Genomic DNA, 26,719 nt, shown 5'->3' with positions numbered 1-26,719 from the left:
AGGTTCTCCCCGTCCCCCGCCCCGAGGTCAAGCGGTGGCTTGGCGCTCGAACCGCGGGAACAGCACTTCGTTCTCCAGATGCATGTGCGCGACCAGGTCGTCCGCGAACTTGCGCACGCCCGCATAAAGCGCGTGCCACGAGCGGCAGGCGCCTTCCGGCGGGGCGAAGCCGCGGGTGAGGTGCTCCAGCCGGCGCAGCTGCTCGCCGTGGCTGTCGTGTTCGGCCCGCATGACGGCGATGGGCTGGAAGATCATCGGCGCTCCGCCCATCCGCATCATCGGGAAGAGGATCTGCTCTTCCTTCTGCATGTGGTCTTCCATCTCGTCGCGCATGTCGTCGAGCAGGAGCATCAGCCCGTGCGGCGCCTCTTCATGGTCGCCGTGGACCGCCTCGACCTTCTCGGCCAGCGGGATGAGGTCGGCCAGCTCGCGCCGGTGGGTCTCGTGGTAGCGCGCGAGGATGTGTTCGATGAGGGCTGCGGTCTCGGCCGGCGCTTCGGCCTGGGCGGCCGTGGCCAGGGCCTGAAGCTCGGAGAGCAGCGCCTCGGGGGCGAGGTTCCGGTTCCCGGCCGCCTCGGCCAGGCTCTGCCCGCCGCCGCAGCAGAAGCTGATGCCGTGACGGCGGAAGAGGCCCGCTGCGCCGGGCAGGCGGGCGGCGACCTCGCCCACTTCGCTGTCGAGGGTGAGGGAAATGTCGGACATGGCGTCTCCTTCCGGTGTTCCTGCGGTGTTGCTAGCGGCAGGAACGGGCGCGAACGTTGCGCCAGCGCACGGAAAACGGCGGCACGCTGCGACGCGCGGCGCCTTTGACGCCGGGGGCCGGCTCGCCTAAGCCGGGCCGGGATGCAGGAGGGCACCATGGACGCGGACGAACGGACCAAGCGCGAGGCGATCATCGCGGCCTGTCTCGAGATGAACCGCTCGGGCCTCAATCAGGGGACGTCGGGCAACATCTCGGTGCGGCATGGCGAGGGGCTGCTCATCACTCCCACGGCCATCGCCTACGAGCGGCTTCAGCCCGAGGATATCGTCTTCCTCGCGATGGACGGCACGGCCACCGGGCGGCACCGGCCCTCGAGCGAGTGGCGCTTTCACCGCGACATCCTGGCCGCGCGGCCCGATGCCCATGCGGTCGTCCATGCCCATCCCACGGCCTGCACCACGCTGGCGATCCTGAACCGCGAGATCCCCGCCGTGCATTACATGATCGCGGCCGCGGGCGGGCCCACGGTCCGCGTGGCGCCCTATGCGATCTACGGTTCGGAAGAGCTGTCCCATCATGCGGTGACCGCGCTCGAGGGGCGGCTGGCCTGCCTGCTCGAGCATCACGGGATGATCGCCATCGGGCCGTCGCTCGCGCGGACGATGTGGACGGCGGTCGAGGTCGAGACGCTGGCCCGGCAGTATCTCGGCTGCCTGCAGGTCGGCGAGGTGCGGATCCTCTCGGATGAGCAGATCGCGGCGGTGGTCGAGAAGTTCGCGGGCTACGGGCTGCAGGTCTGAGCGCCCCGCCGGCGGGGAGGGGCGCCGACAAGGCGCCCTCTCCGGTGGCCATGCGTGGTCAGCGGCGGACCGTCTTGAGGCCGGTCAGCATCGGCCGGATCAGGTCCTCGCGCTTCCAGAGCTTGTAGAAGGCGATGGCCACGAGATGCAGGACCACCAGCGCGAAGGTCAGGTTGCCGAGGAACTCGTGCCAGCCCGGTGCGGCACCGGCGACCCACGAGGGCACCGACGAGGCGAGCGGCCCCACGTTCACGAAGTCGTCGGGGTCGGCCACCAGCCCGGTCAGCGCCTGCAACGCCAGCACCACCAGCAGCGCCACGATGAAGAGGCCGCCCAACGGGTTGTGGCCCCGCCAATAGGACGGCCTCGGCCGCCACGCCTCGGCCGCGTAGGCGAGGATCGCGCGCGGGCGATAGACGAAGCTCGTGAAACGCGCGGGGCGCGGCCCCACCAGCGCCCAGAGCAGACGGAAGGCAAGCAGCCCGATCACCGCATAACCTGCGTAGAAATGCAGCGTCATGATGTCCGGGCCGAACTTGCCAAGACCCCAGCAGAGGACGACGAACGCCGCCAGTGCCCAGTGGAAGATCCGCAGCAGCGGGTCCCAGATGCGGACGGTTTCGACGGCGGAGGATGAGATGTCCGGGCTGCTCATGGCTCAGTTCTTCGCGCGGAAGTCGTCGTGGCAGGATTTGCAGGTGGCGCCCACCTTGTTCACCGCGGCGCCAAGCTCCTTCTGGCCGTTGCCCGCGACGGGCTCGAGCGCGGCCACGGCTTCGAAGAAGGCCATGCCCTTCTTCTGGTAGGTGTCCATGTCCTGCCAGATCGCGGCCTTGGCGCCCGTGCCCTTCACATCGTCGGCCGAGGTGCCGGGGGCATAGAGGTCGGAGGGATCGTATTTGGTCAGCGCCACGAGGTCGGCGGCATGGGCCTTGGCGGCGTCGGCGTCATAGGGCATCTCGCCCTTCGCCATCGCGGCCAGCGGGCCGAACTCGAGCGCCACGAGCGAGAAGAAGCCCTTGCGGGCTTCGACGACACGCTCGGCATCGGCGGCCATCGCGACGGCGGGAAGGGCGGCCACCAGGGTGGACAGAAGAACTCGTCTCATCAGTCTTTCCTTGCTACAGGCCCATAACGGGCAGGCGATCGTCACACGGTGACACCCCCGAAATCCGTCGCGGAAAGGGTCGGATTCAACTGCGGCAGCTTGCCGCACCGCTCCTTGCGGACGCTAAAACGTCAATTCTTACAGTGAATTGCGCATGAATATTCGTGTATGAATATTTTCCCCGCTGGCGAGGCTCAGCCACCGGATGCGGGCGCGGGGATCAGAGGTAGCTCTGGATCGGCAGGTGCCCCACCACCCAGGAGACGGCGCGCAGGGCGGCCGGAGAGTCCGGCTCGAACCGGGCCAGGGCGGGCTGCCCGCGCTCGATCACCGACCAGCGCAGCCGCCCCTGTTCCACCGACAGCCGGTGTGCCTGATCCGGGGCGCTTTCGCGGTCGAACATCCCGGACAGCTCGGCGAAGAGGTCGGGCTCCTCGAAGAGAACGCCCAGCTCGGTGTTCATGAAGGCCGAGCGCAGGTCGAAATTGAGCGAGCCGACCACCGCCTGCCGCCCGTCGATCAGGAAGACCTTGGTGTGCAGGAGGTCGCGTCGGCCGGTCGCGCGGGGCAGGGGGCCGAACTCGTACAACTCGGCGCCCGCCTTCAGCAGCGGCAGCCGGTAGTGGCGATAGGCGCCATGCACCAGCACCATGTCCGTCACCGACAGCGCGTTGGTCATGATCGCGAGGCGCACCCCGCGCCGGGCGATCCCCGTCAGCAAGTCGCAGCCGTCGTTTCCCGGCACGAAGTAGGGTGTGATCAGCCGCACCTCGTGCTGCGCGCCGCGCAGGAGCGTGGTGATCGCCTCGCCCATCCAGGGCCCCGAGCGGTGCCCGAGCGCCTTGTCGGGCGGGTCGGCCAGCAGCGTCACCTTGTCGGTCCAGCGCAGCCGGCGGGTCAGAAGCTCGGGCGCGTCCCGCCCGGTCATCGTGCGGCGCAGGAACGAGAGCGCCGCCGGCGCCCGGTTGTGGCGCATCATCCGGCGCTGGAAGCTGCGGGCATTGACCTTGAACTCGGGCCAGAGCGCCAGGATCGGCAGCGTGATTCCGAGGTTCCAGTAGCTGTCGAAGAGCCCCTCGACCTCGGTCACCACCGGCCCGGCCAGCATCACGTCGGCGTCGCGCGACATGGCAAGGCCGCTCTCTTCCGCGTCGTAGTAGGTGTCGCCGATGTTGCGCCCGCCCACGATGGCCAGGCGCCCGTCGGCGATCCAGGCCTTGTTGTGCATCCGGCGATTGAAGCGCGACAGGCCCAGCAGCATCTCGAGCGTGCGCCGGATGACATGGCCGCGGTTGCGGATCGGATTGAAGAGCCGCACCTCGACGTTCGGGTGCTGGTTGAGCGCGAGGAAGGCGCGGTCGAAGCCCTGCACGTTCACATCGTCGAGCAGAAGCCGCACCCGCACGCCGCGATCGGCGGCCGCCAGCAGCTCCTCGATCAGCAGCCAGCCGGTCAGGTCGGTGCGCCAGATGTAATACATCAGGTCGAGCGAGCGCCCCGCCATCTGCGCCGAGAAGGCGCGCGCGGCATAGGCATCCGGGTTCTCGATCAGCGCAAGCAGCCCCGACGTGCCGGGGTTGGCGGCCTCGAGCGGGGCAAAGAGCGCGTCGAGCGGCGTCGCGGGGCCCGTCTTGGGCAGCGCGGTCGCCACGGCGCCGCGCGCCTTCAGCGCGAACTGGCGCCATCTGCGCCAGGTCAGCGCCGACAGGGCCGCCACCGCCGCGACCGCGAGCACCACCCACAGGAGTGCGCCCATCCACCCGTCGATCATGATGCGGCCGCGATCCGCTCGGGCAGGTGAAGCCGGGCCTTGATCGGCAGATGATCCGAGGCACGCCGGGCGAGCGGCGTGTCATGGGGCACCACGTCTTGAAGGCGTCCGTGCTTGCAGGTCATCAGTCGGTCCAGCGCCAGGATCGGGAACCGCGAAGGAAAGCTGCGCACCATTACGGCGCCGGTGAAGTGCCGCGCGAGATGGCTCATCGCCGCGCCCGAGCCGCGCCATTCGTTCAGGTCGCCCATCAGCAGGGTGGGGCGGGGGGCGCCGGCCTCGATGCGTTCGAGCAGGTGGCGCGTCTGCGCCGCCCGCGAGCCGGGCAGGAGACCCAGATGCGCCGCGATCACCCGCAGCGGCCGGCCATGCATCAGAAGGTCGATCATCAGCGCCCCGCGGGGCTCGAAGCCCGGCAACACGATCTTGTGCACCTCCTCGACTTCCGCCTCCCGCACCAGAAGCAGGTTGCCATGCCAGCCATGCGCCCGCCCGCTGCCCTCGACCTGCACCGGCACGAGCCCCGTCTCGGCGCGCAGATGTTCGAGGTCGAGCAGCCCCGCCCGGTCGCCGAACCGCCGGTCGGCCTCCTGCAGCGCCACGAGATCGGCGTCCAGTTCCGCAATGACGGCGGAGGTGCGTCTCAGGTCGCGCCGGCGGTCGGTGCCGATGCCCTTGTGGATATTGTAGGACGCGACGGTGATTTCGGGTGCAGGCATGGGGTTCTCGCGAGGCTCCGGTCTCGGGAGAAGATGGGGTCTCACCGGCCGATGACAAACCCCTTCTGGCCGCGCACGGGTCATCCCTCGCGTCGTCTTGTCCTGTGCGGGGCCGGGCGTGTCAGTCCGCCCGGATCCTGACCGTCTTCTCGACCGCCTCGCGCCAGATCTCGGCCAGGCGCCCGGACTCGGTCGCATATTGGTCCATCGCCTTCTGCAGCCATTGCGCCCGAAGGTGGGCGATCTCCGGGATGTTGCGGCAGTGCATCATCTGCTGCTGGGTCTTGACCGTCTCGCAGATCCGGTCCGCACCGAACTGCGAAAGCTCGTTGACGAGGCGCAGCCAGAGTTCGAAGGCGTTGCTGGTGCCGCCCTGAAGCAGGAAGCTTGCCTGACGGAGCCCGCCGTTTTCGGGAGTGGCGCTGGTGGCGTTCGGTCTTTTCGAGAAAGTCATCGTGAGACTCCTTCTCTGGAACGGGCCTCGGGGCAACCTTTCACGCCCCATGCCGCGCGTCATTGACCCCAGTCAAGTGGCGACGGTGCGACGCGTTGACTTCACGCCCGCCGCTGGCACGCTGGTCGGGAAACGGAGGGTCACGCCATGCAGGATCAGACCGAGGTGGTGCGCTTCCTGTCCGATCCCGAGAGCCACGGCGGAGCGCCGGTGGAGGTGGTCGAGACGCATGGCGCGCTCGTGTTCCTTGCGGGGGGCGAGGCCTACAAGATCAAGCGGGCGGTGCGCTACGACTACATGGATCTCTCGACGCCGGAGCTCCGTCACCGGATGCTTCGGCGCGAGCTGGAGTTGAACCGGGCCACCGCGCCCGGCATCTATCGCGACGTCCTGCCCCTGACGCGCGAGGCGGGCGGGCTCGCGCTCGGCGGCGGAGGGGAGCCCGTGGAGTGGGTGCTGCGCATGTGGCGCTTTCCGGCCGAGGACGAGCTGCTGGCGGTGGCGGAGAGCGGCGGTCTCGACGACGATCTGGCGGGCCGTCTCGGGCGGGCGGTGGCCGGCTATCACCGGGCGGCGCCCCGGCGCGAGGCCTGCGGGGCGCAGCTCATCGAGGACATCCTCGCCGAGCTGTCGCGGGTCTTTGCCGGAATGGAGGAGGCGCTCGGCCCCGAGCGGATCGCGCGTTTCGGCCGGCAGGCGCACGCCCTGCAGCACCGCCATGCGCCGCTTCTGCGGGCGCGCGCGGCCGAGGGCCGGGTGAGGCGCTGCCACGGCGATCTGCATCTGCGCAACCTCGTGCTGATCGACGGCGAGCCGGTGCCCTTCGACGCGCTGGAGTTCGACGAGACGCTCGGCACCTGCGACATCCTCTATGACTTCGCCTTCCTGCTGATGGATCTCGACCATCGCGGCCTGACGCGGGCGGCGGGCGTCGCGCTCGGGGCCTGGCTTCTGGAGGCTGCGGGCGAGGAGGATGCGGGTCTTGCGGCGTTGCCCCTCTTTCTGGCGGTGCGCGCGGCGATCCGGGCCATGGTTCTGATCCAGACCGACGAGGCCCGGAACATGGCGGGCCACTCGCGGGACGAGGCGCGGGGGCTGCTGGACGTGGCCTGCCGGTTGCTGGAGCCGCCGCCGCCCCGGCTTGTCGCCATAGGCGGGGTCTCGGGCAGCGGCAAGACGGCGGTTGCCGCGGCACTCGCGCCACGTATCGGCCTGCCGCCGGGGGCGGTCCACCTGCGCAGCGATCTCGAACGCAAGGCCGCGGCCGGCGCGCCGGTTGCGCAGCGGTTGCCCGATGCGGCCTACGCCGAGGCGGCGCGTCATGCGGTCTATGACCGGATGCTGGCGCGGGCCCGCACGATCCTTGCGGCGGGCTGGCCGGTGGTCCTCGACGCGACCTTCCTCGATCCGGCCGACCGGCAGGCGGTGGCGGCCGTGGCGCGGGATCTGGGCGTGCCGCTGCAGGCTCTGTGGCTCGAGGCCGCGCCCGACGTGCTGGTGGCGCGCGTCTCGGCCCGCCGCGGAGACGCCTCGGACGCGGACGCAAGCGTGGTGCGGGACCAGCTTGCCCGCAAGCCCGAGGCCGGAGGCTGGATCGCGGTCGATGCCACCGGCCCGCTCGATGAGGTGGTGACGGCCGCCGGCCGCGCCCTTGCCATCGGGTGACGGCCGGGGTGCCCGGCGAACAACCGCCCGATCCTGCGGCCGCTTCACCCGGCCGATGACCGCCGGCTTGCGTTGCGGCGCGGCGCCGCCTATCACATTCACCGTATCGAATATGTAGGAGCGAGTCGCATGAGTTCTGTCGAGGCACATCCCGTCGAAGGGCGGCTCGCCCATTTCCCCGTGACCTTCTTTGCGGTGGGGATGGGGATGCTGGGCCTGACCATCGCGCTTCATGCGGCCGAGCTTGCCCATGGGCGCGGGGCCGAGGTCTCGACCTTCGTTCTCGGCCTGTCGCTGGGGATGATCGGGCTTGTTTCCTTCTTCTATCTGCTCAAGCTTCTGCTCCATCCGGGGGCGGTCTCGGCCGAGTGGCACCATCCGGTCCGCATCGCCTTCTTCCCGGCCATCTCGATTTCGCTGCTGCTCGCGTCGGTCGCCCTGCTCGAGCGCGCGCCCGAGATCGCGCGCTGGGTCTGGATGGCCGGGGCGGTCCTGCAGGGCGGGCTCGCGCTGTCGGTCATCAGCGCCTGGATCGGACATCGGCCGTTCCAGCCCGGACAGTTGACCCCCGCCTGGTTCATCCCGGCCGTGGGCAATGTCATCGTTCCGATCGCGGGCGTGCCCCTCGGCCATGTCGAGATCGCCTGGCTGTTCTTTTCCGGCGGGCTGCTGTTCTGGATCGTGCTGCTGACGCTGGTGATGAACCGGCTGATGTTCCACGATCCGCTGCCCGGCAAGATGGTGCCCACGCTGATGATCCTCGTGGCGCCGCCCGCGGTCTCCTACCTCGCCTGGCTCCGGCTTGCGGGGGAGGGAGGAGCCTTTGGCCACATCCTGCTCTCGGTTGCCTATGTCTTTGCCGCCATCGTGGTGACGCAGGCCGCGAAATTCCTGAAGATGCCCTTCGCCATGAGCTGGTGGGCCCTCTCGTTCCCGCTGGCGGCGCTGACCATCGCAAGCTTCGCCCATGCCTTGGCCGTGGGATCCGAGGCGCATCTCTGGATCGGCACGGGGCTTCTCGGGCTTCTGGTGCTGGTCGTCTCGGCGCTTGTCCTGCGCACCGGGCTCGGCATCTGGCGAAACGAGATCTGCATCGCGGAATGATGCATCGCGGGCTTGTGCAGACGGGGTGACCTGCGCTGAAATGGCGGCAGTTCATCCCGGAGAAAGTCATTTTGACCAGCAGCGATTTTGTCATCACCGGCGGCGGCATCGTGGGCCTCGCCACCGCGCTCCGCCTTCAGTCCCTGCATCCCGGCGCGCGGATCACGGTGCTCGAGAAGGAGCCCGCCGTGGCCCGCCACCAGTCGGGCCGCAATTCGGGCGTGATCCATGCGGGGGTCTATTACGCGCCCGGCAGCCACAAGGCCCGCTTCTGCGCCCGTGGCGTGTCCGCGACCAAGGCCTTTTGCGACGAGCACGGCATCCCCTACCGGATCTGCGGCAAGCTGATCGTGGCCACCGACGCCGCCGAGCTTGAGCGGATGGGCGCGCTCGAGACGCGGGCACGGGCCAACGGCATCGTCATCGAGAGGCTCTCGGGCGAGGAGGCGCGGAGGCTCGAGCCGAACATCAAGGCGGTGGGGGCGCTTCTGTCGCCTTCGACCGGCATCGTCGATTACGGCCGCGTGGCCGAGCGGATGGCCGAGCTGTTCCGCGACCGTGGCGGCGAGATCCGGCTCGACACCGAGGTGCTGGGCGGCGCCGAATCCGAGGCGGGGGTGCGGCTCGAGACCAATGAGGGCGAGTTCTCGGCCGGCAAGGCGGTGTTCTGCGGCGGCCTTCATGCCGACCGGCTGGCGCGGGCCTTTGGCGCGAGCCTCGACTTCCGCATCGTGCCCTTCCGCGGCGAGTATTTCGCGATCCGCAACCAGCCCGAGGATCTGGTCCGGCATCTGATCTATCCCGTGCCCGATCCGGCGCGGCCCTTCCTGGGCGTCCATCTGACCCGCAAGATGAACGGGGGCTTCACCGTGGGGCCGAACGCCGTGCTCGCCATGGCGCGCGAGGGCTACACGAACGGCATCATCTCGGTGAAGGATCTGGCCGACAGCCTGAGCTACAAGGGCTTCTGGAAGCTCATGCGCCGCAACGCGGGGGCGGCGGCCGAGGAACTCTCGGCCTCGCTGGTCCGCCAGCTCTATCTGCGCAAGGTGCACAAATACTGCGACCGGATCCGGCTGCAGGATCTGGCACCCTACCGGGCCGGGGTGCGGGCGCAGGCGGTGGGAGCGGACGGGCGCATGATCGACGATTTCGTCTTCGTCCGCACGCGCCACGCGCTTCATGTCTGCAACGCGCCCTCACCGGCGGCCACTTCGGCGCTGCCCATCGCCGAACATATCGTGGACCAGCTGCTTGCCTGAGCGCCGGGCGGCGCGGACCTATTCCCAGGCCCGCGCCTGCGGCCGCCCGAGGCCCAGCAGATCCACCGCCCGCGCGGCGATCTGCTCGACCACCGCCGCAAGATCCTCGGGCCTGAGGTAGAAGGCCGGCACCGGCGGGGCCACGATTCCGCCCATCTCGGTCACGGCCGTCATGTTGCGCAGGTGGGCCAGCGTGAGCGGGCTCTCGCGGGCCAGCAGCACGAGCCGCCGCCGCTCCTTCAGCTGCACCGAGGCCGCGCGCGTGAGCAGGTTGTCATCGAGCCCGTGGGCGATGGCCGCAAGCGAGCGCATCGAGCAGGGCGCCACGATCATCCCCGCCACCGGGGCCGAGCCCGAGGCGATGGCCGCGCCCACGTTCATGATCCCGTGGACGCGGGTGCAGGCTGCGCGCAACGCGTCGGCGGCCTCGGGGCCGATCTCCTCGACCAGGGTCCGCTCGCCCGCCTTCGAGATCACGAGGTCGATCTCGGCGCCCAGGGCGGCCAGATGCCGCGCGCAGGCAGCGGCCAGTGCCGCGCCCGATGCGCCCGAAACGCCGAGGACGACCCTCATGCCCTGATCCTCAGCTTCGCGATCAGCTTGTCGGCGAAGGCCTCGGCCTCGGGCGACTGCGCCATCACCTCGCCCCATTCGCGATGGGTCTCGGGGCCGATCTTGTTGGTGGCGTCGATGCCGATCTTGCCCGCGAGTCCCGGCTCGGGCGAAGCGAAGTCGAGGTAATCCATCGGCGTCTTGTCGAGGATCACCACGTCGCGCGAGGGGTCCATCCGCGTCGCCATCGCCCAGGCCACATCGTCCCAGTCGCGCGGGTTGATGTCGCCATCCACCACGATCACCATCTTGGTGTAGGAGAATTGCGCCAGCATCCCCCAGAGCGCCAGCATCACCCGGCGCGCCTGGCCCGGATACCGCTTGTCGATCGCGACGATGGCGATGCGGTAGGAGCAGGCGGCCGGCGGCAGGTAGAGATCCTTCACCTCGGGGATCTGCTGGCGGAAGACCGGCATGGCGAGGTCGTTGAACACCTCGCCGATGACCGAGGGCTCGTCCGGCGGGCGGCCCGTGTGTGTGGTGAGGTAGAGCGGATCCTTGCGGTGGGTGATGGCCGAGACCCGCAGCACCGGGAAATCCTCGACCGAGTTGTAATAGCCGGTATGATCGCCGAAGGGGCCCTCTGGGGCCATGTCGCCGGGATGCACCCAGCCCTCGATCACGATCTCGGCCGTCGCGGGCACCAGAAGCGGCACGGTCCGCGCCGGCACGAGGGGCGTGCGCGCCCCGCGCAGGACGCCGGAGAAGGTCAGCTCCGAGACCTGCTCGGGCAGCGGCAGGGCCGCCGACAGAAGCAGCGCCGGATCGCAGCCGAGCGCCAGCGCCACGGGCATCGGCTCGCCCGCCCGCATCCATGTGCGGTAGTGCCCCGCGCCGCCGCGATGGGCGAGCCAGCGCATGATCAGCCGATCCCGCCCGATGACCTGCGCGCGATAGACGCCGGCGTTGTAGTGGAGCGTCTCGTCCATCGCCGTGCCGTGCGGCCGTGTCAGCACGACCGGCCATGTCACGAGGGGCCCCGCGTCGCCCGGCCAGCAGGTCGGGACGGGGATCATGCCGAGATCGGCGGCGGGCCCTTCGTGCACCACCTCCTGAGCCTCGGCCGAGCGCACGAGCTTGGCGCGGGTGTTGAGCGCGGCCTGAAGCTGCGGCCAGCGCGAGAGCGCGTCGCGCATCCCCGCAACCGGGGCCGGGGCGCGCAGCGCCGCAAGGAACGCTCCCAGTTCGGGAATCTGATCGAGCGCCAGCCCCAGCCCCGCGGCCACCCGCTCGCGCGTGCCGAAGAGGTTGGCCACGAGCGGCATGGTCGCCGACGTGTCGCGCAACGCCTCGAACCGCAGCACCGGGCCGCCGCCGCGCAGAACCTTCGAGGCCACGGCTGTGGTTTCATGCCGCAGCGAGACCGGCTCGGCGATCCGGGTCAGGTCGCCCTTTCGGGCGCACCAGTCGAGAAAGGCCCGGAGATCCGGGAAGATGGGCAGGCTGCGCATGAAACCTCACTTGTCTGGCCTTGCGGCCTAGCAGCGCAACCGGATCAATTGCTTGACCTACATCAATATGGACCTGCGGCATGGATGTTAGAGCAGGCACCGATCCGATCGGAACAGGTGTGCCATGACCAGTCTGCCCACGCTCGCCCCGCCGCTTTCGCGGCTGGTGGGGCTTTTGCCGAAGCCGCCGGCCTCCGTCGCGCTGACGCTGCTCGCCCGCCGCATCGCCGCGCGCCACCCTGAAATCATCAGCCGTCTGGGGGTTCATGCGAACGCAAGCTTTGCGCTCGACCCGACCGACCTGCCGGTGGTGATGATTCTCACCCTGCCTGCGGGCCAACCCCGCATCCGGCTGCAGAAGGACGCGAGCGGAGCCGACTGCCGCATCGCGGGCAAGCTCTCGGCGTTGCTTGCGCTCGTCCACGGGGCGGTGGACGGGGACGCGCTCTTCTTCTCGCGCGATCTGGTGATCGCGGGCGACACGGCGGCGGCGCTGGCGCTGAGAAACGCCATCGACAATGCCGAACTCGACCTGCTGGAAGAGATCCAGCATGTGGCGCCGCCGCTTGCGCGCGCGCTGGCCCCCGTCGCGGCCGCCCTTGAACGTCAAACCGGCGTGGCCCTGCGCCGCGCCTCCGGAGTGATCTGATGGAACTCGTCTGCCCTGCCGGCACCCCCGCCGCGCTGCGCGCCGCCGTGGAAGCCGGTGCCCATTCCGTCTATTGCGGCTTTGCCGATGAGACGAACGCCCGCAACTTTCCCGGCCTGAACTTCTCGCCGAAGGAACTGGCCGAGGGCGTGGCCTTCGCCCATCGCCACGGAGCCAAGGTGCTCGTCGCGATCAACACCTTCCCGCGGGCGGGCGACGAATCCCTGTGGCACCGCAACATCGCCGCCACCGAGGCGGCGGGCGCGGATGCTGTGATCCTCGCCGACATGGGCCTCCTGGCCTACGCCGCGAAGAACCATCCGAACCTGCGCCGGCACCTGTCGGTGCAGGCGGCCGCCGCCAACCCCGACATCATCAACTTCTACAACCGCGAGTTCGGCGTGAAGCGCGTGGTCCTGCCGCGCGTGCTGACCGTGGCCGAGATCGCCGCGATCAACCGCGAGACGCCCGAGGTCGAGACCGAGGTCTTCGTCTTCGGCGGCCTCTGCGTCATGGCCGAGGGGCGCTGCTCGCTCTCGTCCTACGCCACCGGAAAGTCGCCGAACATGAACGGCGTCTGCTCGCCCGCGACCGAAGTGGAATATGTCGAGGAGGGCGACCAGCTCGCCGCGCGCCTCGGCGACTTCACCATCCACCGCGTCGGCAAGGACCAGCCCGCGCCCTATCCGACGCTCTGCAAGGGCTGCTTCACCTCGGGCGATCAGGTGGGCCACATCTTCGAGGATGCGGTCAGCCTCAACGCGCAGGACATCCTGCCCCAGCTCGCCAAGGCGGGCGTCACCGCGCTGAAGATCGAGGGGCGGCAACGCTCGCGGTCCTACGTCGCGCAGGTGGTGCGCAGCTTCCGCGCCGCCGTCGATGCGCTGGCCGCGGGCCAGCCGATGCCGCAGGGGGCGCTGGCCGCGCTCTCGGAAGGGCAGGCGACCACGACGGGCGCCTATGCCAAGACCTGGAGGTAAGGCCATGGATCTCACACTCGGACCGAACCTCTTCTTCTGGGAAGCCGAGCGCGTGCGCGACTTCTACGCGAAGATCGCCGACGAGGCGCCCGTCGCCCGCGTCGTGCTGGGCGAAGTGGTCTGCTCGAAGCGGCTGCCCTTCTGGCAGGGCGAGATCCCCGTGGCGGTCGAGCGTCTGCGCGCGGCGGGCAAGGAGGTCTGGCTCTCGTCTCTGGCCCTCGTCACGCTCAAGCGCGAGCGGACGTTGACCGAGGAACTGATCGACGCGGGCGTGGGCATCGAGATCGCCGACCTGACGGCGCTGGCCTACGTTCCCGAAGGCGCGCCCTTCTCGGTGAGCCCGCTGATCAACTGCTACAACGTGGGCACGCTCGACTGGCTGGCCGCCCGCGGGGCCAGGCGCATCTGCCTGCCGAACGAGCTGCCGATGGAATCGGTGGCGACCCTTGCGCAGGCCGGCAAGGAGCGGGGTGTCGCGGTCGAGGTCTGGGGCTTCGGGCGCCAGCCGCTCGCCATCTCGGGCCGCTGCTACCATGCGCGGCTGCATGACCGGATCAAGGACAGCTGCCAGTTCATCTGCAACGCCGATCCCGACGGACGCGAGGTGGATACGCTCGACGGCGAGCGGTTCCTCGCGGTGAACGGGGTGCAGACGCTGTCCTGCGCGACCTCGTTCGTCGGGCGCGAGATCCCCGGCCTCCTTGCGGCGGGTGTCTCGGCCCTTCGCCTCTCGCCGCACACCGGCGACATGGTGGGGCTGGCGCGCGCCTTCGATGAGGCCGTGAAGGCCGGGGCCAACACCGATGCGCTCGAGGCCGCGGCGCGGGCCGTGGCGCCGGGCGGGCAGCTGGCCAACGGATACCTTCACGCCCGTGCGGGCGCCGAATGGGTCGACGCCTGAGATTGCGACACATTCTCAAGCCGGATCAGGCACTTGCCTGATCCGGGCGAATCCTGCTAGAGCGGCCGCCTGCAACGGGCGGCCGCATCGTTTCCGCGTCGTGCCCTCCAGCGCCTCCCGGAGCCGGCCATGTCCCAGACCCTCAAGCTTGCGTTGGGCAGCCTGCTCGTCGGGACCGTGGTCCTCGGCCTGAAGACGCTCGCCTGGTGGATGACCGGTTCGATCGCGCTTCTGTCGGACGCGATGGAGAGCATCGTGAACGTGGCCGCCGCCGGGGTGGCGCTGGTGGCGATCCGCGTGGCGGCGATCCCGGCCGACGCCAACCACCCCTACGGCCACCACAAGGCCGAGTTCCTGAGCGCCGTGCTGGAAGGCGCCATGATCATCGTGGCGGCGCTTCTGATCCTGCGCGAGGCGACGCTGGGCTTCCTCGATCCCCGGCCGCTGGTGGCGCCGGTCGAGGGGCTGATGGTGAACGGCGCCGCCACCGTGCTCAACGCGCTCTGGAGTTGGGTGCTGATCTCGCGCGGGAGGCGGCTGCACTCGCCGGCGCTGGTGGCGGATGGCCGGCATCTTCTGGCCGATGTCGTGTCTTCGGTGGGCGTTACGGTCGGCGTTCTGGCGGCGATCCTCTCGGGCTGGTCGTGGCTCGATCCGGCGCTGGCCGCGCTGGTGGCGGTCAACGTGCTCTGGTCGGGCTGGGTCGTGGTCTCGGCCTCGGTCAGCGGCCTCATGGACGAGTCGGTTTCGGACGAGCTGCTGGCGCGCGTGCGCGAGGTGATCTCGCGGGAGGCGGTAGGCGCGGTCGAGGCGCATGACCTGCGGACGCGCCATGCCGGGCAGGCGACCTTCATCGACTTTCACCTTGTCGTGACGGGCGAGACGACCGTCGCCGCGGCGCACGAGATCTGCGACCGGATCGAGGATGCCCTGCATCTGTTGATCCCGAACAGCCGTGTCAGCATCCACGTCGAGCCCGAGCACAAGGCCAAGCACAACGGCGTCGTTGTGATCTGATCGCTGCCGGGGCGGTCCTCTCATCCGGCATTTCATCCCGCGCGCCTTGAATGGCCACGGCGATTGTTATATTCCACAACAGGAATATGAAATGCCGCCCGCGGCCCTGCATCGGACATCCGCCATGACACGCCTGATCCTCGCGGCGCTCCTGTCGCTTCTTCCCCTCCAGACGCTGGCTGAGCCGCTCCGGCCCGTTCCCGTGACCGACTGGAAGGCGGTGTATGGGCGGATCGAGGCGCGCGACCGGATCGCCGCGCGCGCGCGGCTGGGCGGAACGCTGGTGTCCCTCTCGGTCGCCGAGGGCGACAGGGTGGAGGCGGGGCAGGTGCTGGCCGAGGTGGTGGACGAGAAGATCGGCTTCCAGCTCGCCGCCGTCGATGCGCAGCGCGCCGCGCTCGAGGCCGAGCTGGCCAACGCGCGCACCGAACTGGGGCGGGTCGAGGACCTGCTGGCCCGCGGGGTTTCGACGTCGCAGCAGTCGGACGCGCTTCGGACGCAGGTTCAGGTGATGTCGGGCCGGATCGCGGCGAACGAGGCCGAGCGCAAGGTGCTGGAACAGCAGGCCGCCGAGGGCCGGGTGCTGGCGCCCCTGTCGGGCCTCGTGCTGAACGTGCCGGCGGCCGCGGGTGCGGTGGTGCTGGCCGGAGAGGAGATCGCCTCGATCGGCGGTGGCGGCTTCTTCCTGCGGCTTGCGGTGCCCGAACGCCATGCGGGGGCGCTGCAGGAGGGCGACGCCATCGTGATCGAAGGGGCGGAAGGTCCGCAGGAGGGGCGGCTGGCCCGGCTCTATCCGCTGATCGAGAACGGCCGGGTGATCGCCGACGTCGAGGTGCCGGGCCTGTCCGAGCGGTTCGTCGAGGCCCGCGTGCTGGTGCGGCTGCCGGTGGGCACGCGCGAGGCGCTTCTGGTGCCCGAAGCTGCCGTTTCACGGCGGGCGGGGCTCGATTTCGTCACGGTGGCGGGCGAGGGCGGGTCGGTCGAGCGGACGGTGGTGATCGGCCAGCGCCACGAGGCGGAGGGGGGGGCGATGGTCGAGGTCCTCTCGGGCCTCCGGCCCGGCGACGAGGTGGTGTCGTCCGATGAGTGACCGCCGCCCGCCGCTCGGCCTTGCCGGCCATCTCACCCGCTCCTTCATCGGCTCGTCCCTGACCCCGCTCTTCATCCTCGCGGCGCTGGCCGTGGGGCTCGTGGCGCTCGTCTCGCTCCCGCGCGAGGAAGAGCCGCAGATCTCGGTGCCGATGGTCGATATCCATGTGCAGGCGCCGGGGCTTCGGGCCGAGGATGCGGTCAAGCTGGTGACCGAGCCGCTCGAGACCATCGTCAAGGCCATTGACGGGGTCGAGCATGTCTATTCCCAGACATCCGACGATCAGGCGATGGTCACGGCGCGCTTCGTGGTGGGCACCTCATCGGATGCGGCCGTGCTGCGCGTGCATGACAAGGTGCGCGCCAACATGGATCGCATCCCCCGAGGCATCGCCGAGCCGCTGATCGTGGGCCGGGGCATCGACGATGTGGCGATCCTGTCGCTGACGCTGGTGCCCTCTGCCCCCGAGGTGACGGCGAACGATCTCACCCGCGTCGCGCGCGAGCTTCGGACCGAGGTGGCCAAGGTCGAGAATGTCGGTCTCACCTACCTCGTGGGCGAGACGCCCGAGGCGATCCGCGTGGCGCCCGATCCCGAGAAGCTCGCGCTCTTCGGAGTGACGCTCCAGAGCCTTGCGGCGAAGGTGGGCGGAGCCAATGCGGCGCAGGATGCGGGTCTTCTGCGGCAGGAGGGCCAGCAGGTCGCGCTGATCGCGGGCCGGACGCTGACCTCGCCGGCCGAGATCGCGAACCTTCTGCTGACCACGCGCGACGGCCGCCCGGTCTATGTGGGCGACGTGGCGGTGGTCGAGATGGTGTCGGACATGACCGAGGCGCTGGTCTCGCATGTCACCCGCGGCGAGGTTGGCGGGATCGTCCGCACCCCGGCCGTCACGCTCGCCATCGCCAAGCGGGCGGGCGCCAACGCCGTGGTGGTGGGCGAGGCGGTGCTGCATCGGATCGAGGCGCTGGAGGGCCGTCTCATCCCGGACAGCATGCAGGTCATCGTCACCCGCGACTATGGCGAGACGGCGAACGAGAAGGCGAACGAGCTTCTCTTCCACCTCGGGCTGGCCACGATCTCGATCATCGCGCTGGTCTGGATCGCGATCGGCTGGCGCGAGGCGATGGTGGTGGCCATCGTGATCCCCGTCACGATCCTGCTCACGCTCGCGGCGGCCTGGCTCATGGGCTACACGCTGAACCGGGTGTCGCTGTTCGCGCTGATCTTCTCGATCGGCATCCTGGTGGATGATGCCATCGTGGTGATCGAGAACATCGCCCGGCACTGGGGGCTTGACCGCGCGAAGCCCCGCGCCGAGGCGGCGATCGAGGCGGTGGCCGAGGTGGGCAACCCGACCATCGTCGCGACCCTCACCGTGGTCGCGGCGCTGTTGCCGATGCTCTTCGTCTCGGGGCTGATGGGGCCCTACATGAGCCCGATCCCGGCCAACGCTTCGGCGGCGATGATCTTTTCCTTCTTCGTGGCGGTCATCATAACGCCCTGGCTGATGCTGAAGATCGCGGGCCGGGCGCCGGTCCATGATCATGCGACGCCCGGGGGCCGGCTGGGGCGTCTCTACACCGCCGTGGCGCGTCCGGTGCTGAAGACCAAGGGGCGAGCGCTGCTGTTCCTGCTGGTGACGGTGGTCGTGTCCTTCGGCTCGATGGGCCTGCTTTACACGCAGCATGTGACGGTCAAGCTTCTGCCCTTCGACAACAAGTCGGAACTCGCCGTGGTGATCGACCTGCCCGAGGGCGCCTCGGTCGAGGCCACCGACCGCGTCGCGCAGGATGTGGCGCGGGCGGTGCTGGACCTGCCCGAGGTGATCTCGGTCCAGACCCATGCCGGAACGGCGGCGCCCTTCAACTTCAACGGGCTGGTGCGGCACTACTACCTGCGCGGGCGCCCGCATGAGGGCGATCTGCAGGTGAACCTCGCCCCCAAGGACGCCCGCGACCGTGAGAGCCATGAGATCGCGCTCGAGATCCGCGAGCGGCTGAGGGCGGTGCCGGTGCCCGAGGGGACGGTGCTGAAGACGGTCGAGCCGCCGCCGGGCCCGCCCGTCATCGCGACGCTGCTGGCCGAGGTCTATGGCCCCACGCCCGAGGCGCGGCGCGAGGCGGCGGCCCGCATCCGCGAAGCCTTCGAGGACGTCCCCTTCATCGTCGATGTGGACGACAGCTTTGGTGCCCCGCCCTTGCGGCTCAGGGCCGCCATCGAGCCCGACGATCTGGAGTTCTTCTCGGTGCAGGAATCCGATGTCTTCGACACGATCCGCCTGCTGAACGGCGAAAGCGTGGTGGGCTATTCCCACCGTGGCGAGGGGCGGCATCCGGTGCCGATCCTGCTCGCGCGCCCCAAGGGCGACCGGGTGCTGGACGAACGCTTCCTGTCCACGCCGATCCCGGCCGACCTGCTGCCCGGTGCGCGCGGCGTGGTCGAACTGGGCGACGTGGTGCGGGTGACCGAGGAACGGGCGTCCTGGCCGATCTTCCGCCACAACGGCCGCGCCGCCGAGATGGTGACGGCCGAGCTGGCCGGCGATTTCGAGGCGCCCCTCTACGGGATGCTGGCCGTGGCCGACCGGCTCGAGGCGATGGACTGGCCCGAGGGCACCAAGCCCGTGATCGCGCTGCACGGCCAGCCCGAGGACGAGTCGCGGCCCGTCCTGCTCTGGGATGGCGAGTGGGAGGTGACCTGGGTCACCTTCCGCGACATGGGCGGCGCCTTCGGGATCGCGCTCCTGGGGATCTACATCCTCGTCGTGGCGCAGTTCGGCAGCTTCCGCCTGCCGCTGGTGGTGCTGACGCCGGTGCCGCTGACCTTCCTCGGCATCATGGCGGGGCACTGGATGTTCGGCGCGCCCTTCTCGGCGACCTCGATGATCGGCTTCATCGCGCTGGCGGGGATCATCGTGCGCAACTCGATCCTGCTGGTCGATTTCATCCGTCACGCCGATCCCGCGCAGGACCGGCTCGAGGTGCTGATCGAGGCCGGGGCCATCCGGTTCAAGCCGATCCTGCTCACGGCGCTGGCCGCCATGATCGGAGCGGCGGTGATCCTCGCCGACCCGATCTTCCAGGGGCTCGCCATCTCGCTCCTGTTCGGGTTGATGAGTTCCACGCTGCTGACGGTGCTGGTGATCCCGGCGATCTACCGCGTCTTCCGAACCTGATGGACGGGGCCGTTGCCCTGAGACGGGGCGTCGCATCCCGCCCGCTCATTGACGCGCGTCAAGGAGCGGCGTTCGCAAACCGACCAGATTTTGAGCAGGTGAAACAGCAGAACGAGCAAGAGATGACTGCCCTGACCACCGCCGCTGTCCAGAGCCTGATCGGGCTGATGGGGGGAATGCGCACCGAGGATCGCCCGCAGGCCCCCTGGATGCGCTACCGCACGAGCGAGGAAGAGCTGGAACGGCTTCGGATCGCCGAGAGCCACGTGACCTACCGCTTCTGACGGATCTTTCGGACAGGTCGATGGCGGGGGCCGGCACCGGCCCCCGACAGGATCGGCTCAGAGGTTCTGGCTCACCGCGCCCTCCGGCGGTTCGCCCGAATGGCGACGGTTCCAGCGGATCGAGGACCAGAGAGAGATCCCGATCAGGCCGGCGCCGCCGAGCCCCGTGATGACCTCGGGGATGTGGGTCAGGGTCTGGACATACATGATCAGCGACAGGATCAGGATCGCGTAGAAGGCGCCGTGCTCGAGATAGCGGTATTGCGCCAGCGTTCCGCGCTCGACCAGCATGATGGTCATCGAGCGGACATACATCGCGCCGATCCCGAGGCCGATGGCGATCACGAACAGGTTCTGGCTGAGCGCAAAGGCCCCGATCACCCCGTCGAACGAAAAGGAGGCGTCCAGCACCTCGAGATAGAGGAAGGCGCCCACGCCGCCCTTGGCCGCCGCATCCAGCGCCTGCTGCCGATGGTCGAGAAAGCCGCCCAGGACCTCGACCAGAAGGAAGGTCAGGAGGCCGTAGATCGCCGAGTTGAGGAAGACCTGCTGCTCCGCCCCCTCGAGAAGGCGCGAGAAGCCCAGCACCGCGCAGAGCACCACCGCGACCTCGACCCCGCGGATCGAGGAATAGCGGCTCGCCTGCTCCTCGATCCAGCGGACCCAGTGGATGTCCTTCTCCTGGTCGAAGAAGTAGGTCAGGCCCACCATCATCAGGAAGGTGCCGCCAAAGGCCGCGATCGGCGTATGCGCCTCGTGCATGATGCGGGAATATTCGGCCGGCTGCGTTGCGGCGAGCTTCACCGCCTCCCACGGGCCGAGGCTGGCCGCGATCACCACGATCAGCAGCGGGAAGACGATCCGCATCCCGAAGACCGCGATGAGGATCCCCCAGGTGAGGAAGCGGCGCTGCCACTTCGGGGTCATCGTCTTCAGCTTGTTCGCGTTCACGATCGCATTGTCGAACGAGAGCGAGATCTCGAGCACCGCCAGCACGCAGCAGATGAAGAAGATCGTGGCCGTGCCTTCGATCGTGCCGGTCGTGGCCCAGCCGAGATAGCCCCCGAGCGCGAGGCCGAGGGCGGTGAAGAGGAAGGCCCAGGTGAAGTAGGTCACCGTGCTCTTCGGACCTGCGGACGTCATGCGGCCGACTCCGTGAGGGTCCGTGACGACGCGGGGCCGCCCGGACAGGGGATGAGATTGATCTGGCACATGATGGAGAGATGCGTCCCGGCGGCAGCTGACGCTTTGGGTGCCGACATCGCGAGAGCGCCGCATTCTCTCGCCAGAGGGGCCCGGTCACCGGATTCGGCCCGTCCTGCGGGCTGGCGCGAATATGATCCTTCGGCCGCTTGTTGCAAGGGGATCTGCAACAGCGGCGGCGCGGGTTCTTGCCATATGGCGGATTTCATCATATCTCTTGCCAAAAGGAGATTTTGGATGCTCGCCCTTCGCCCCCTGGGCAAGACGCCCGCCGACCCCGGCAGCCCCCGGATCACCGATGACGAGGCGGCGGCGATGGCGCGCGCTGTCGTCAACCTCTTTCGCCTGTGGGATGTTTCCGACCGCGAAGCCTCGATCCTGCTGGGCGAGTTGTCGCCGCGCACCTGGGCGCGCTGGAAGGCGGGCACGCCCGGCCGGATCTCGCGCGACCAGAAGACGCGGCTGTCGCTGCTGATGGGGATCCACAAGGCGCTGCGGCTGATCTTCCGCGAGCCGGAACAGGCCTATGGCTGGGTGCGCCGGCCGAACACGGCGTTCGGCGGCGTGACCGCGCTTCAGGTCATGCTGGGGGGCGAGATCACCGACCTCCTCCGGGTGCGCAGCTATCTCGACGCCGAGCGCGGGGGCTGGTGAGGTGCCCCGCCGCCGCGTGGTCTGGGACCGGACGCACCGGATCATCCGCTCGCGCTTTCCGCCGATCGACCTGTTCGAGGACATCGCCGATCCCGCCGACTGGGAGGCGATCGCCTCGGCCGAGGCCAAGACCAACCCGCGCCTGCGCGACAGTCTCGGCCGGCTCGATCTCGTGCCGCCCGCGCGGCGCGTGTCGGGGCCGGGCGCCTCCTGGGCGATGGCGCCCTTCACCCATGTCTCGACCGACCGGCCGAGCCGCTTTTCGGATGGCAGCTTCGGGGTCTATTACGCGGCTGAAACGCTCGAGACGGCGCTGATCGAGGTGGCCCATCACCACGGGCGCTTCATGGCCGCGACGGCCGAGGCGCCGGGCTGGACCTCGGACTTCCGCCAGCTTGTCGGGCGTCTCGACGCCGAGCTTGAGCTGGTCGGACCCGAGAGGGGTGACCTGCTCGATCCGCAGGACTATCGGACGAGCCAGGCGTTCGGCGCGCGGCTGCGCGAGGAGGGAGCGGCCGGCATCCTCTACCCCAGCACCCGCGCGCCTGCGGGCCTATGCGTGGCGCTCTTCTGGCCCGACGTGGCCGGCGCGCCCGCCCAGGGCGATCATTTCGCCTTCGAATGGGACGGGGCGAGGGTCTCGCGGATCCACAACCTCGCGAAAGGCACGCTGCACGCCCTGTAGGCGCCGGACTCACGCGGCCACGGTCACCCGCGTCTCCCAGCTTTCGCAGCGGCGGCCGAGGTCCTCGGGCAGCGGCCGGTCGGTGAAAACGGCGTCCAGCTCTTCCAGGGAGGCCAGCCGGACCGGCGCCTTGCGGTCGAGCTTGCTGTGGTCGGTCACGAGGAACCGCTGACGCGACTGGCGCAGGATCGCCTTCGACACCCGCACCTCGGCCAGATCGAAGTCGAGCATGTCGCCGTCACGGTCCAGCGCCGAGGTGCCGATGATGGCGTAATCCACCTTGAACTGCTCGATGAACTGGATCGTGAGATCGCCCACAAGCCCGCCGTCCGAGCGGCGCAACTGGCCGCCCGCCACCATGACCTCGCACGAGGGGTTGGCCACCAGGATGTTCGCCACGTTCATGTTGTTGGTGACCACCGTGATGTTGCGGTGGTTCAGCAGTTCGCGCGCGACGGCCTCGGTCGTGGTGCCGATGTTGATGATCATCGAGGAATTGTCCGGGATGGCGCGGGCGCAGGCGCGCCCGATGGCGGCCTTGACCGTCTCGTTCATCCGGCGCCGCTCTTCGTAGCCGATGTTCGACACGCCCGTGCGCAGCACCGCCCCGCCATGCACGCGGTCGAGCAGGCCCGCGTCGGACAGCTCGGTCAGGTCGCGCCGGATCGTCTGGAGCGTGACCGCGAAATGCTCGGCGAGCTGCTCGACCACCACCCGCCCCTCGCTGCGGGCGATCTCCAGGATCTCGGTCTGCCGAAAGTTGAGCGCCATTCCATCCTCGCTGCCGTTCCAGATGCTGTTTGCCATGCCCGGCGGCCCGTGTCATGCCTCCGCTGCCCCGCCCGAACCAGAGCCGTGACATGACCCCCGCTGCCCGCCTGTCCGCCGCCATCGGCATCCTCGACCGCATCCTGACCGGCGCGCCGGCCGAGCAGGCCCTGACCAACTGGGCAAGGGCAAGCCGGTTTGCCGGCTCCGGCGACCGGGCGGCGGTGCGGGATCTGGTGTTCGACGCGCTGCGCTGCCGGCGATCCTTCGCGCGGCTGGGGGGCGCCGGGACGGGGCGTGGCCTGATCCTCGGGGGCTTGCGCGCCTCGGGTCAGGAGATCGCGGCGCTCTTCACCGGCGAGGCCCATGCGCCCGCCCCGCCCGAAGGGCCGGAGCTTGCGCCACAGGCCGCCTCCGAGCTTGAGGCGCTCGACTGCCCCGACTGGCTCGCGCCCGATCTGCAAGCGAGCCTCGGGGCCGACTTTGCCCCGGTGATGGAGGCGCTGCGCCATCGGGCGCCGGTGTTCCTGCGGGTCAATCTCGCGCGGGGCGACCGGCCGGCGGTGGCGGCGGGACTGGCCGCCGAGGGCATCGCGACGCGTCCCCATCCGCTTGCGGACACGGCGCTGGAAGTCACCGGGAACGCCCGCAGGATCCAGACGTCGGCCGCCTACCGCGACGGGCTGGTGGAGCTTCAGGATGCGGCCTCGCAGGCGGTGGTGGAGGCCTTGCCGCTGGAGGAGGGCGCACGGGTGCTGGACTTCTGTGCCGGAGGGGGCGGCAAGAGCCTCGCCATGGCCGGTCGCGCGCGGCTGCGTCTGTGGGCCCATGATGCCGATCCGCGCCGGATGCGCGACCTGCCGGCCCGCGCGGCCCGCGCCGGGGTGGATGTCCGGCTGCTTGCGCCAGGCGAGCCCGCCCGTCACGGCCCCTTCGATCTCGTGCTGGCGGATGTGCCCTGTTCGGGCTCGGGCAGCTGGCGCCGCGCGCCCGAGGGCAAATGGAGCCTCACACCCGAGCGTCTGCAGGCCCTGCTCGGGATCCAGTCAGGGATCCTCGACGAGACGGCGGGCCTCGTGCGTCCGGGTGGGCATCTGGCCTATGCCACCTGCTCGCTTCTCGGCCGCGAGAACGGCCTGCAGACCGACGCGTTCCTCGCGCGAAGCGCCGGCTGGCGGCGGGTGCGGCAGCTGCGTCTGACGCCGCTGGACGGCGGAGACGGCTTCTTTCTCGACCTGTTGGAGCGAATTGGCTGAAACTCGCGGCGAATCCGGGGTCCTTTCCCGGGAGCGGTTAAGCTGCGGTTAACGATTCCTGTGCCGAATGAACCTCAGGCGAATCCGGCCGCAGGGGGTGCCAGTGAACAGACAGGCTGCAGATCTCGTCGGGGCAGCGGAAGGCTTCGGATCGCGGCTCTGGCTCTTGCTGGCCGTGGTCGGTGGCGCCGTGGTCACCGCCCTGTTCGCCTCCGACCTGAACATGCAGCTGGGCGCGGCGATGGTGGCGATGACCTTCCTTGGCGTCGTGCTGATCGCCCACGGACTGACGCTCTGGGACGGGCTGCGCGACCGCGGGCTTGACCTGCGTCTCGCCCGCCTCCTCGGCGAGGATGCGGCGCCCTGCTTCACGACGGATGCCCTGGGCCAGATCGGCTATCAGAACCATGCAGCCACCGCCCGGTTCGGCGATCGCAGCGGCGGGACGCTGGTGGCCTCGCTGGGCGACCATTTCGCAAGTCCGGCATCCGTCCTGTTCCGCTTGCAGTCGCGCGCCTCCAACATGGGCTCCGCGCGCGAGGATGTGGTGACACGGCGCGGGCATGTGCGTCTTTCGGTCCATCGCATCGGTCCGGGGCGCTTCCTCTGGCGGCTTGAAGAGTTCCAGGATCGGGCCGCGGTGGCCGGTCGCGGGGCAGAAGGACTGAGCCTGCCGATGCTGGTGGCCAACAAGACGGGGGTTGTCCTTTTTGCCAATGAGGCGATGCGCCGTCTCCTGGGGCAGCGTCCCAAGCGGCTCGACCGCGTGTTCACGGATCTTGCGCCCCGCTCGGGAGAGGAGGTCGAGGTGGCCTCGCCCGACGGCCCCGTGCGAGCGATCCTGGCCGAGGTCGAGGGCGTCGGCGAGCGGCGCGAGATCTATCTCCTGCCGGTTCCCGAGACGCCGGCGAATGACACGGGCCTTGCCGATTTCGAGCATCTTCCGGTGGGTCTGATGAAGTTCGGCGGCGATGGGGGCCTGCGTATCGCGAACCGGGCGGCGCGGGATCTGCTGGGCATCGGCCACGACGCGCGGCCGATCTTCTCCGACCTGTTCGAGGGGCTCGGGCGCTCCGTGAACGACTGGCTGGCCGATGTGGCGGCAGAGCGGATGCCTGGCGGCGCCGAAGTGCTGCGCCTCCGCCGCTCGGAGGAGGAGATGTTCCTCCAGATCGCGCTGCGTCGCATTGTCGAGCAGGGGCGGCCTGTGGTTCTGGCTGTCCTGAACGATGCCACCGCCCTCAAGACGCTCGAGGCCCAGTTCGTTCAGAGTCAGAAGATGCAGGCGATCGGTCAGTTGGCGGGCGGGATCGCCCATGACTTCAACAACCTGCTTACGGCGATCTCCGGCCACTGCGATCTCCTCCTCCTGCGTCACGATCGTGAGGATCCGGAATTTGCCGATCTCGTGCAGATCCATCAGAACGCCAACCGGGCGGCGAGCCTCGTGGGTCAGTTGCTTGCCTTCTCCCGCAAGCAGACCCTGAAGCCCGAGCGGATCGAACTGCAGGAAGTGCTGGCGGATCTCACCCATCTTCTCAACCGACTGGTGGGTGAGCGGGTGACACTTCGTCTTGCGCATGCTCCCGAACTGGGGCCCATCCGGGCCGACAAGCGTCAGCTCGAGCAGGTGTTGATGAATCTTGTCGTCAATGCGCGGGACGCCATGCCGGAGGGCGGCGTCATCCGGATCGAGACCGAGGCCCTGACCCTTGCCGATGAACTTCGCCGTGACCGCGCCGTGGTCCCGCCGGGCCGGTATGCCGCGATCCATGTGCAGGATGAGGGCGTCGGGATCCCGCCTGACAGGCTGCAGAAGATCTTCGAGCCGTTCTTCACGACCAAGCGGACCGGCGAGGGAACGGGCCTCGGCCTTTCCACCGTCTATGGGATCGTGAAGCAGTCGGGCGGCTTCATCTTCGTCGATAGCGAGCCAGGTCGGGGGAGTGTTTTTCACCTCTATTTCCCCATCAACGAGGAACTCCTCCCGGCAGAGGCCGCGCCGCCTGTTCCCGTCGACTCCGCGAGCCTCCGGCGGGGCGAAGGGGTGGTTCTGCTGGTCGAGGACGAGGCACCCGTTCGCGCCTTCGCATCACGTGCATTGCGGATGCGTGGCTACACCGTGATCGAGGCCGAGAATGCCGAAGATGCCCTTCGCGCGCTCGAAGATCCCGGCCTCGAGGTTGATGTCTTCGTGACCGACGTGGTGATGCCGGGGATGGATGGCCCCACCTGGGTCCGCAAGGCGCTGATCGAGCGGCCGAACGTCCGCGTCATCTTCGTGTCCGGCTATGCCGAGGACTGCCTGGCGGAATCTCAGGCGCGCATCCCGAACTCGGTGTTCCTGCCAAAGCCGTTTTCGCTCAACGACCTGACGGCGACCGTGCAGGGGCAGGTGCACTGAG

25 protein-coding genes are annotated in these 26,719 nt (G+C 69.3%); 15 read left to right on the top strand and 10 right to left on the bottom strand.

Annotated elements, in window-relative coordinates; translation table 11 throughout:
• Positions 1–27 precede the first annotated feature (27 nt).
• Entirely contained in the window at positions 28–702 is a 675-nt protein-coding gene (ytfE, locus tag LV780_RS10930) for an iron-sulfur cluster repair protein YtfE (protein ID WP_011909359.1), read from the bottom strand.
• Between the two features lie 156 nt (positions 703–858).
• On the opposite strand from ytfE, the gene LV780_RS10925 reads away from it, so the two are divergent.
• On the top strand, positions 859–1,503 hold the full coding sequence (locus LV780_RS10925; protein ID WP_108221016.1) for a class II aldolase/adducin family protein: 645 nt from the start codon (positions 859–861) through the stop codon (positions 1,501–1,503).
• Positions 1,504–1,561: 58 nt separating this feature from the next.
• Here LV780_RS10925 and LV780_RS10920 read toward each other — a convergent pair whose 3' ends face one another.
• From LV780_RS10920 to LV780_RS10900, 5 genes are all read right to left on the bottom strand, one after another.
• The gene (locus tag LV780_RS10920; RefSeq protein ID WP_011909357.1) at positions 1,562–2,158 is read right to left on the bottom strand and encodes a cytochrome b/b6 domain-containing protein; all 597 of its coding nucleotides are present in this window, start codon (positions 2,156–2,158) and stop codon (positions 1,562–1,564) included.
• Between the two features lie 3 nt (positions 2,159–2,161).
• Positions 2,162–2,611, bottom strand: a complete 450-nt coding sequence (locus tag LV780_RS10915; protein WP_108221017.1) for a c-type cytochrome — start codon at positions 2,609–2,611, stop codon at positions 2,162–2,164.
• A gap of 220 nt (positions 2,612–2,831) precedes the next feature.
• Complete coding sequence (locus LV780_RS10910) at positions 2,832–4,382, bottom strand: phospholipase D-like domain-containing protein (RefSeq protein ID WP_011909355.1); 1,551 nt, start codon at positions 4,380–4,382, stop codon at positions 2,832–2,834.
• Positions 4,379–5,101, bottom strand: coding sequence for an endonuclease/exonuclease/phosphatase family protein (locus LV780_RS10905; protein ID WP_011909354.1), 723 nt, complete (start codon positions 5,099–5,101; stop codon positions 4,379–4,381). Before LV780_RS10905 ends, LV780_RS10910 begins: the two co-directional genes overlap by 4 nt.
• Before the next feature lie 121 nt (positions 5,102–5,222).
• Positions 5,223–5,555: a phasin family protein gene (locus tag LV780_RS10900; protein ID WP_011909353.1), complete on the bottom strand. Its 333-nt coding sequence runs from the start codon at positions 5,553–5,555 to the stop codon at positions 5,223–5,225.
• A gap of 147 nt (positions 5,556–5,702) precedes the next feature.
• On the opposite strand from LV780_RS10900, the gene LV780_RS10895 reads away from it, so the two are divergent.
• The 3 genes from LV780_RS10895 (at position 5,703) to lhgO (ending at position 9,586) form a co-directional block, all read left to right on the top strand.
• Positions 5,703–7,220 (top strand): bifunctional aminoglycoside phosphotransferase/ATP-binding protein, encoded by a 1,518-nt coding sequence (locus LV780_RS10895; protein WP_108221018.1) that lies wholly within the window; start codon positions 5,703–5,705, stop codon positions 7,218–7,220.
• Positions 7,221–7,349: 129 nt separating this feature from the next.
• The gene (locus LV780_RS10890; protein WP_108221019.1) at positions 7,350–8,324 is read left to right on the top strand and encodes an SLAC1 anion channel family protein; all 975 of its coding nucleotides are present in this window, start codon (positions 7,350–7,352) and stop codon (positions 8,322–8,324) included.
• A gap of 71 nt (positions 8,325–8,395) precedes the next feature.
• Positions 8,396–9,586, top strand: coding sequence for an L-2-hydroxyglutarate oxidase (gene lhgO, locus LV780_RS10885; protein WP_011909350.1), 1,191 nt, complete (start codon positions 8,396–8,398; stop codon positions 9,584–9,586).
• 18 nt (positions 9,587–9,604) lie between these two features.
• Here lhgO and LV780_RS10880 read toward each other — a convergent pair whose 3' ends face one another.
• The gene (locus LV780_RS10880; protein ID WP_101341765.1) at positions 9,605–10,159 is read right to left on the bottom strand and encodes a UbiX family flavin prenyltransferase; all 555 of its coding nucleotides are present in this window, start codon (positions 10,157–10,159) and stop codon (positions 9,605–9,607) included.
• Positions 10,156–11,649: a UbiD family decarboxylase gene (locus tag LV780_RS10875; RefSeq protein WP_108221020.1), complete on the bottom strand. Its 1,494-nt coding sequence runs from the start codon at positions 11,647–11,649 to the stop codon at positions 10,156–10,158. Before LV780_RS10875 ends, LV780_RS10880 begins: the two co-directional genes overlap by 4 nt.
• Before the next feature lie 124 nt (positions 11,650–11,773).
• On the opposite strand from LV780_RS10875, the gene ubiT reads away from it, so the two are divergent.
• From ubiT to LV780_RS10840, 7 genes are all read left to right on the top strand, one after another.
• Positions 11,774–12,298 (top strand): ubiquinone anaerobic biosynthesis accessory factor UbiT, encoded by a 525-nt coding sequence (gene ubiT, locus LV780_RS10870; RefSeq protein ID WP_011909347.1) that lies wholly within the window; start codon positions 11,774–11,776, stop codon positions 12,296–12,298.
• On the top strand, positions 12,298–13,278 hold the full coding sequence (gene ubiU, locus LV780_RS10865; protein ID WP_011909346.1) for a ubiquinone anaerobic biosynthesis protein UbiU: 981 nt from the start codon (positions 12,298–12,300) through the stop codon (positions 13,276–13,278). Before ubiT ends, ubiU begins: the two co-directional genes overlap by 1 nt.
• Positions 13,279–13,282: 4 nt before the next feature.
• A complete protein-coding gene (gene ubiV, locus LV780_RS10860) occupies positions 13,283–14,179 on the top strand; it encodes a ubiquinone anaerobic biosynthesis protein UbiV (RefSeq protein WP_101341768.1) in 897 nt (298 codons plus the stop codon).
• A 129-nt stretch (positions 14,180–14,308) separates the two neighbouring features.
• Complete coding sequence (locus LV780_RS10855; protein WP_108221021.1) at positions 14,309–15,196, top strand: cation diffusion facilitator family transporter; 888 nt, start codon at positions 14,309–14,311, stop codon at positions 15,194–15,196.
• Between the two features lie 124 nt (positions 15,197–15,320).
• Positions 15,321–16,286 (top strand): efflux RND transporter periplasmic adaptor subunit, encoded by a 966-nt coding sequence (locus LV780_RS10850; RefSeq protein WP_108221029.1) that lies wholly within the window; start codon positions 15,321–15,323, stop codon positions 16,284–16,286.
• Positions 16,279–19,464, top strand: coding sequence for an efflux RND transporter permease subunit (locus LV780_RS10845; protein WP_108221022.1), 3,186 nt, complete (start codon positions 16,279–16,281; stop codon positions 19,462–19,464). Before LV780_RS10850 ends, LV780_RS10845 begins: the two co-directional genes overlap by 8 nt.
• A gap of 122 nt (positions 19,465–19,586) precedes the next feature.
• The gene (locus tag LV780_RS10840; protein ID WP_085996619.1) at positions 19,587–19,748 is read left to right on the top strand and encodes a hypothetical protein; all 162 of its coding nucleotides are present in this window, start codon (positions 19,587–19,589) and stop codon (positions 19,746–19,748) included.
• 57 nt (positions 19,749–19,805) lie between these two features.
• Here the strand turns inward: LV780_RS10840 and LV780_RS10835 are convergent, their stop codons facing one another.
• A complete protein-coding gene (locus tag LV780_RS10835) occupies positions 19,806–20,891 on the bottom strand; it encodes a DUF475 domain-containing protein (protein ID WP_101341770.1) in 1,086 nt (361 codons plus the stop codon).
• 297 nt (positions 20,892–21,188) lie between these two features.
• On the opposite strand from LV780_RS10835, the gene LV780_RS10830 reads away from it, so the two are divergent.
• Together LV780_RS10830 and LV780_RS10825 are read left to right on the top strand one after the other, a co-directional pair.
• Positions 21,189–21,605: an antitoxin Xre/MbcA/ParS toxin-binding domain-containing protein gene (locus LV780_RS10830; protein WP_101341771.1), complete on the top strand. Its 417-nt coding sequence runs from the start codon at positions 21,189–21,191 to the stop codon at positions 21,603–21,605.
• Position 21,606: 1 nt separating this feature from the next.
• Complete coding sequence (locus LV780_RS10825; protein ID WP_108221023.1) at positions 21,607–22,290, top strand: RES family NAD+ phosphorylase; 684 nt, start codon at positions 21,607–21,609, stop codon at positions 22,288–22,290.
• Between the two features lie 9 nt (positions 22,291–22,299).
• Here the strand turns inward: LV780_RS10825 and LV780_RS10820 are convergent, their stop codons facing one another.
• The gene (locus LV780_RS10820; RefSeq protein WP_108221030.1) at positions 22,300–23,061 is read right to left on the bottom strand and encodes a DeoR/GlpR family DNA-binding transcription regulator; all 762 of its coding nucleotides are present in this window, start codon (positions 23,059–23,061) and stop codon (positions 22,300–22,302) included.
• A gap of 89 nt (positions 23,062–23,150) precedes the next feature.
• Here LV780_RS10820 and LV780_RS10815 point away from each other — a divergent pair, with 89 nt between their 5' ends.
• Positions 23,151–24,314: an RsmB/NOP family class I SAM-dependent RNA methyltransferase gene (locus LV780_RS10815; protein ID WP_101341773.1), complete on the top strand. Its 1,164-nt coding sequence runs from the start codon at positions 23,151–23,153 to the stop codon at positions 24,312–24,314.
• Positions 24,315–24,381: 67 nt separating this feature from the next.
• Positions 24,382–26,718 (top strand): hybrid sensor histidine kinase/response regulator, encoded by a 2,337-nt coding sequence (locus tag LV780_RS10810; protein ID WP_407647896.1) that lies wholly within the window; start codon positions 24,382–24,384, stop codon positions 26,716–26,718.
• The last annotated feature ends 1 nt before the right edge of the window (position 26,719 follow it).

The sequence above is a fragment of the Cereibacter azotoformans genome, from assembly GCF_021391315.1.
Lineage (GTDB): Bacteria > Pseudomonadota > Alphaproteobacteria > Rhodobacterales > Rhodobacteraceae > Cereibacter_A > Cereibacter_A azotoformans.
Note: the sequence above shows the minus strand (reverse complement) of the source record. Positions and strands in the feature narration are given on the sequence as shown.

Excerpts from the sequence above, each read along its gene's own strand:
- ytfE (WP_011909359.1), bottom strand. The coding sequence starts at position 702 with ATGTCCGACATTTCCCTCACCCTCGACAGCGAAGTGGGCGAGGTCGCC.
- LV780_RS10925 (WP_108221016.1), top strand. The coding sequence starts at position 859 with ATGGACGCGGACGAACGGACCAAGCGCGAGGCGATCATCGCGGCCTGT.
- LV780_RS10920 (WP_011909357.1), bottom strand. The coding sequence starts at position 2,158 with ATGAGCAGCCCGGACATCTCATCCTCCGCCGTCGAAACCGTCCGCATC.
- LV780_RS10915 (WP_108221017.1), bottom strand. The coding sequence starts at position 2,611 with ATGAGACGAGTTCTTCTGTCCACCCTGGTGGCCGCCCTTCCCGCCGTC.
- LV780_RS10910 (WP_011909355.1), bottom strand. The coding sequence starts at position 4,382 with ATGATCGACGGGTGGATGGGCGCACTCCTGTGGGTGGTGCTCGCGGTC.
- LV780_RS10905 (WP_011909354.1), bottom strand. The coding sequence starts at position 5,101 with ATGCCTGCACCCGAAATCACCGTCGCGTCCTACAATATCCACAAGGGC.
- LV780_RS10900 (WP_011909353.1), bottom strand. The coding sequence starts at position 5,555 with ATGACTTTCTCGAAAAGACCGAACGCCACCAGCGCCACTCCCGAAAAC.
- LV780_RS10895 (WP_108221018.1), top strand. The coding sequence starts at position 5,703 with ATGCAGGATCAGACCGAGGTGGTGCGCTTCCTGTCCGATCCCGAGAGC.
- LV780_RS10890 (WP_108221019.1), top strand. The coding sequence starts at position 7,350 with ATGAGTTCTGTCGAGGCACATCCCGTCGAAGGGCGGCTCGCCCATTTC.
- LV780_RS10880 (WP_101341765.1), bottom strand. The coding sequence starts at position 10,159 with ATGAGGGTCGTCCTCGGCGTTTCGGGCGCATCGGGCGCGGCACTGGCC.
- LV780_RS10875 (WP_108221020.1), bottom strand. The coding sequence starts at position 11,649 with ATGCGCAGCCTGCCCATCTTCCCGGATCTCCGGGCCTTTCTCGACTGG.
- ubiT (WP_011909347.1), top strand. The coding sequence starts at position 11,774 with ATGACCAGTCTGCCCACGCTCGCCCCGCCGCTTTCGCGGCTGGTGGGG.
- ubiU (WP_011909346.1), top strand. The coding sequence starts at position 12,298 with ATGGAACTCGTCTGCCCTGCCGGCACCCCCGCCGCGCTGCGCGCCGCC.
- ubiV (WP_101341768.1), top strand. The coding sequence starts at position 13,283 with ATGGATCTCACACTCGGACCGAACCTCTTCTTCTGGGAAGCCGAGCGC.
- LV780_RS10855 (WP_108221021.1), top strand. The coding sequence starts at position 14,309 with ATGTCCCAGACCCTCAAGCTTGCGTTGGGCAGCCTGCTCGTCGGGACC.
- LV780_RS10850 (WP_108221029.1), top strand. The coding sequence starts at position 15,321 with ATGACACGCCTGATCCTCGCGGCGCTCCTGTCGCTTCTTCCCCTCCAG.
- LV780_RS10845 (WP_108221022.1), top strand. The coding sequence starts at position 16,279 with ATGAGTGACCGCCGCCCGCCGCTCGGCCTTGCCGGCCATCTCACCCGC.
- LV780_RS10840 (WP_085996619.1), top strand. The coding sequence starts at position 19,587 with ATGACTGCCCTGACCACCGCCGCTGTCCAGAGCCTGATCGGGCTGATG.
- LV780_RS10835 (WP_101341770.1), bottom strand. The coding sequence starts at position 20,891 with ATGACGTCCGCAGGTCCGAAGAGCACGGTGACCTACTTCACCTGGGCC.
- LV780_RS10830 (WP_101341771.1), top strand. The coding sequence starts at position 21,189 with ATGCTCGCCCTTCGCCCCCTGGGCAAGACGCCCGCCGACCCCGGCAGC.
- LV780_RS10820 (WP_108221030.1), bottom strand. The coding sequence starts at position 23,061 with ATGGCGCTCAACTTTCGGCAGACCGAGATCCTGGAGATCGCCCGCAGC.
- LV780_RS10815 (WP_101341773.1), top strand. The coding sequence starts at position 23,151 with ATGACCCCCGCTGCCCGCCTGTCCGCCGCCATCGGCATCCTCGACCGC.
- LV780_RS10810 (WP_407647896.1), top strand. The coding sequence starts at position 24,382 with ATGAACCTCAGGCGAATCCGGCCGCAGGGGGTGCCAGTGAACAGACAG.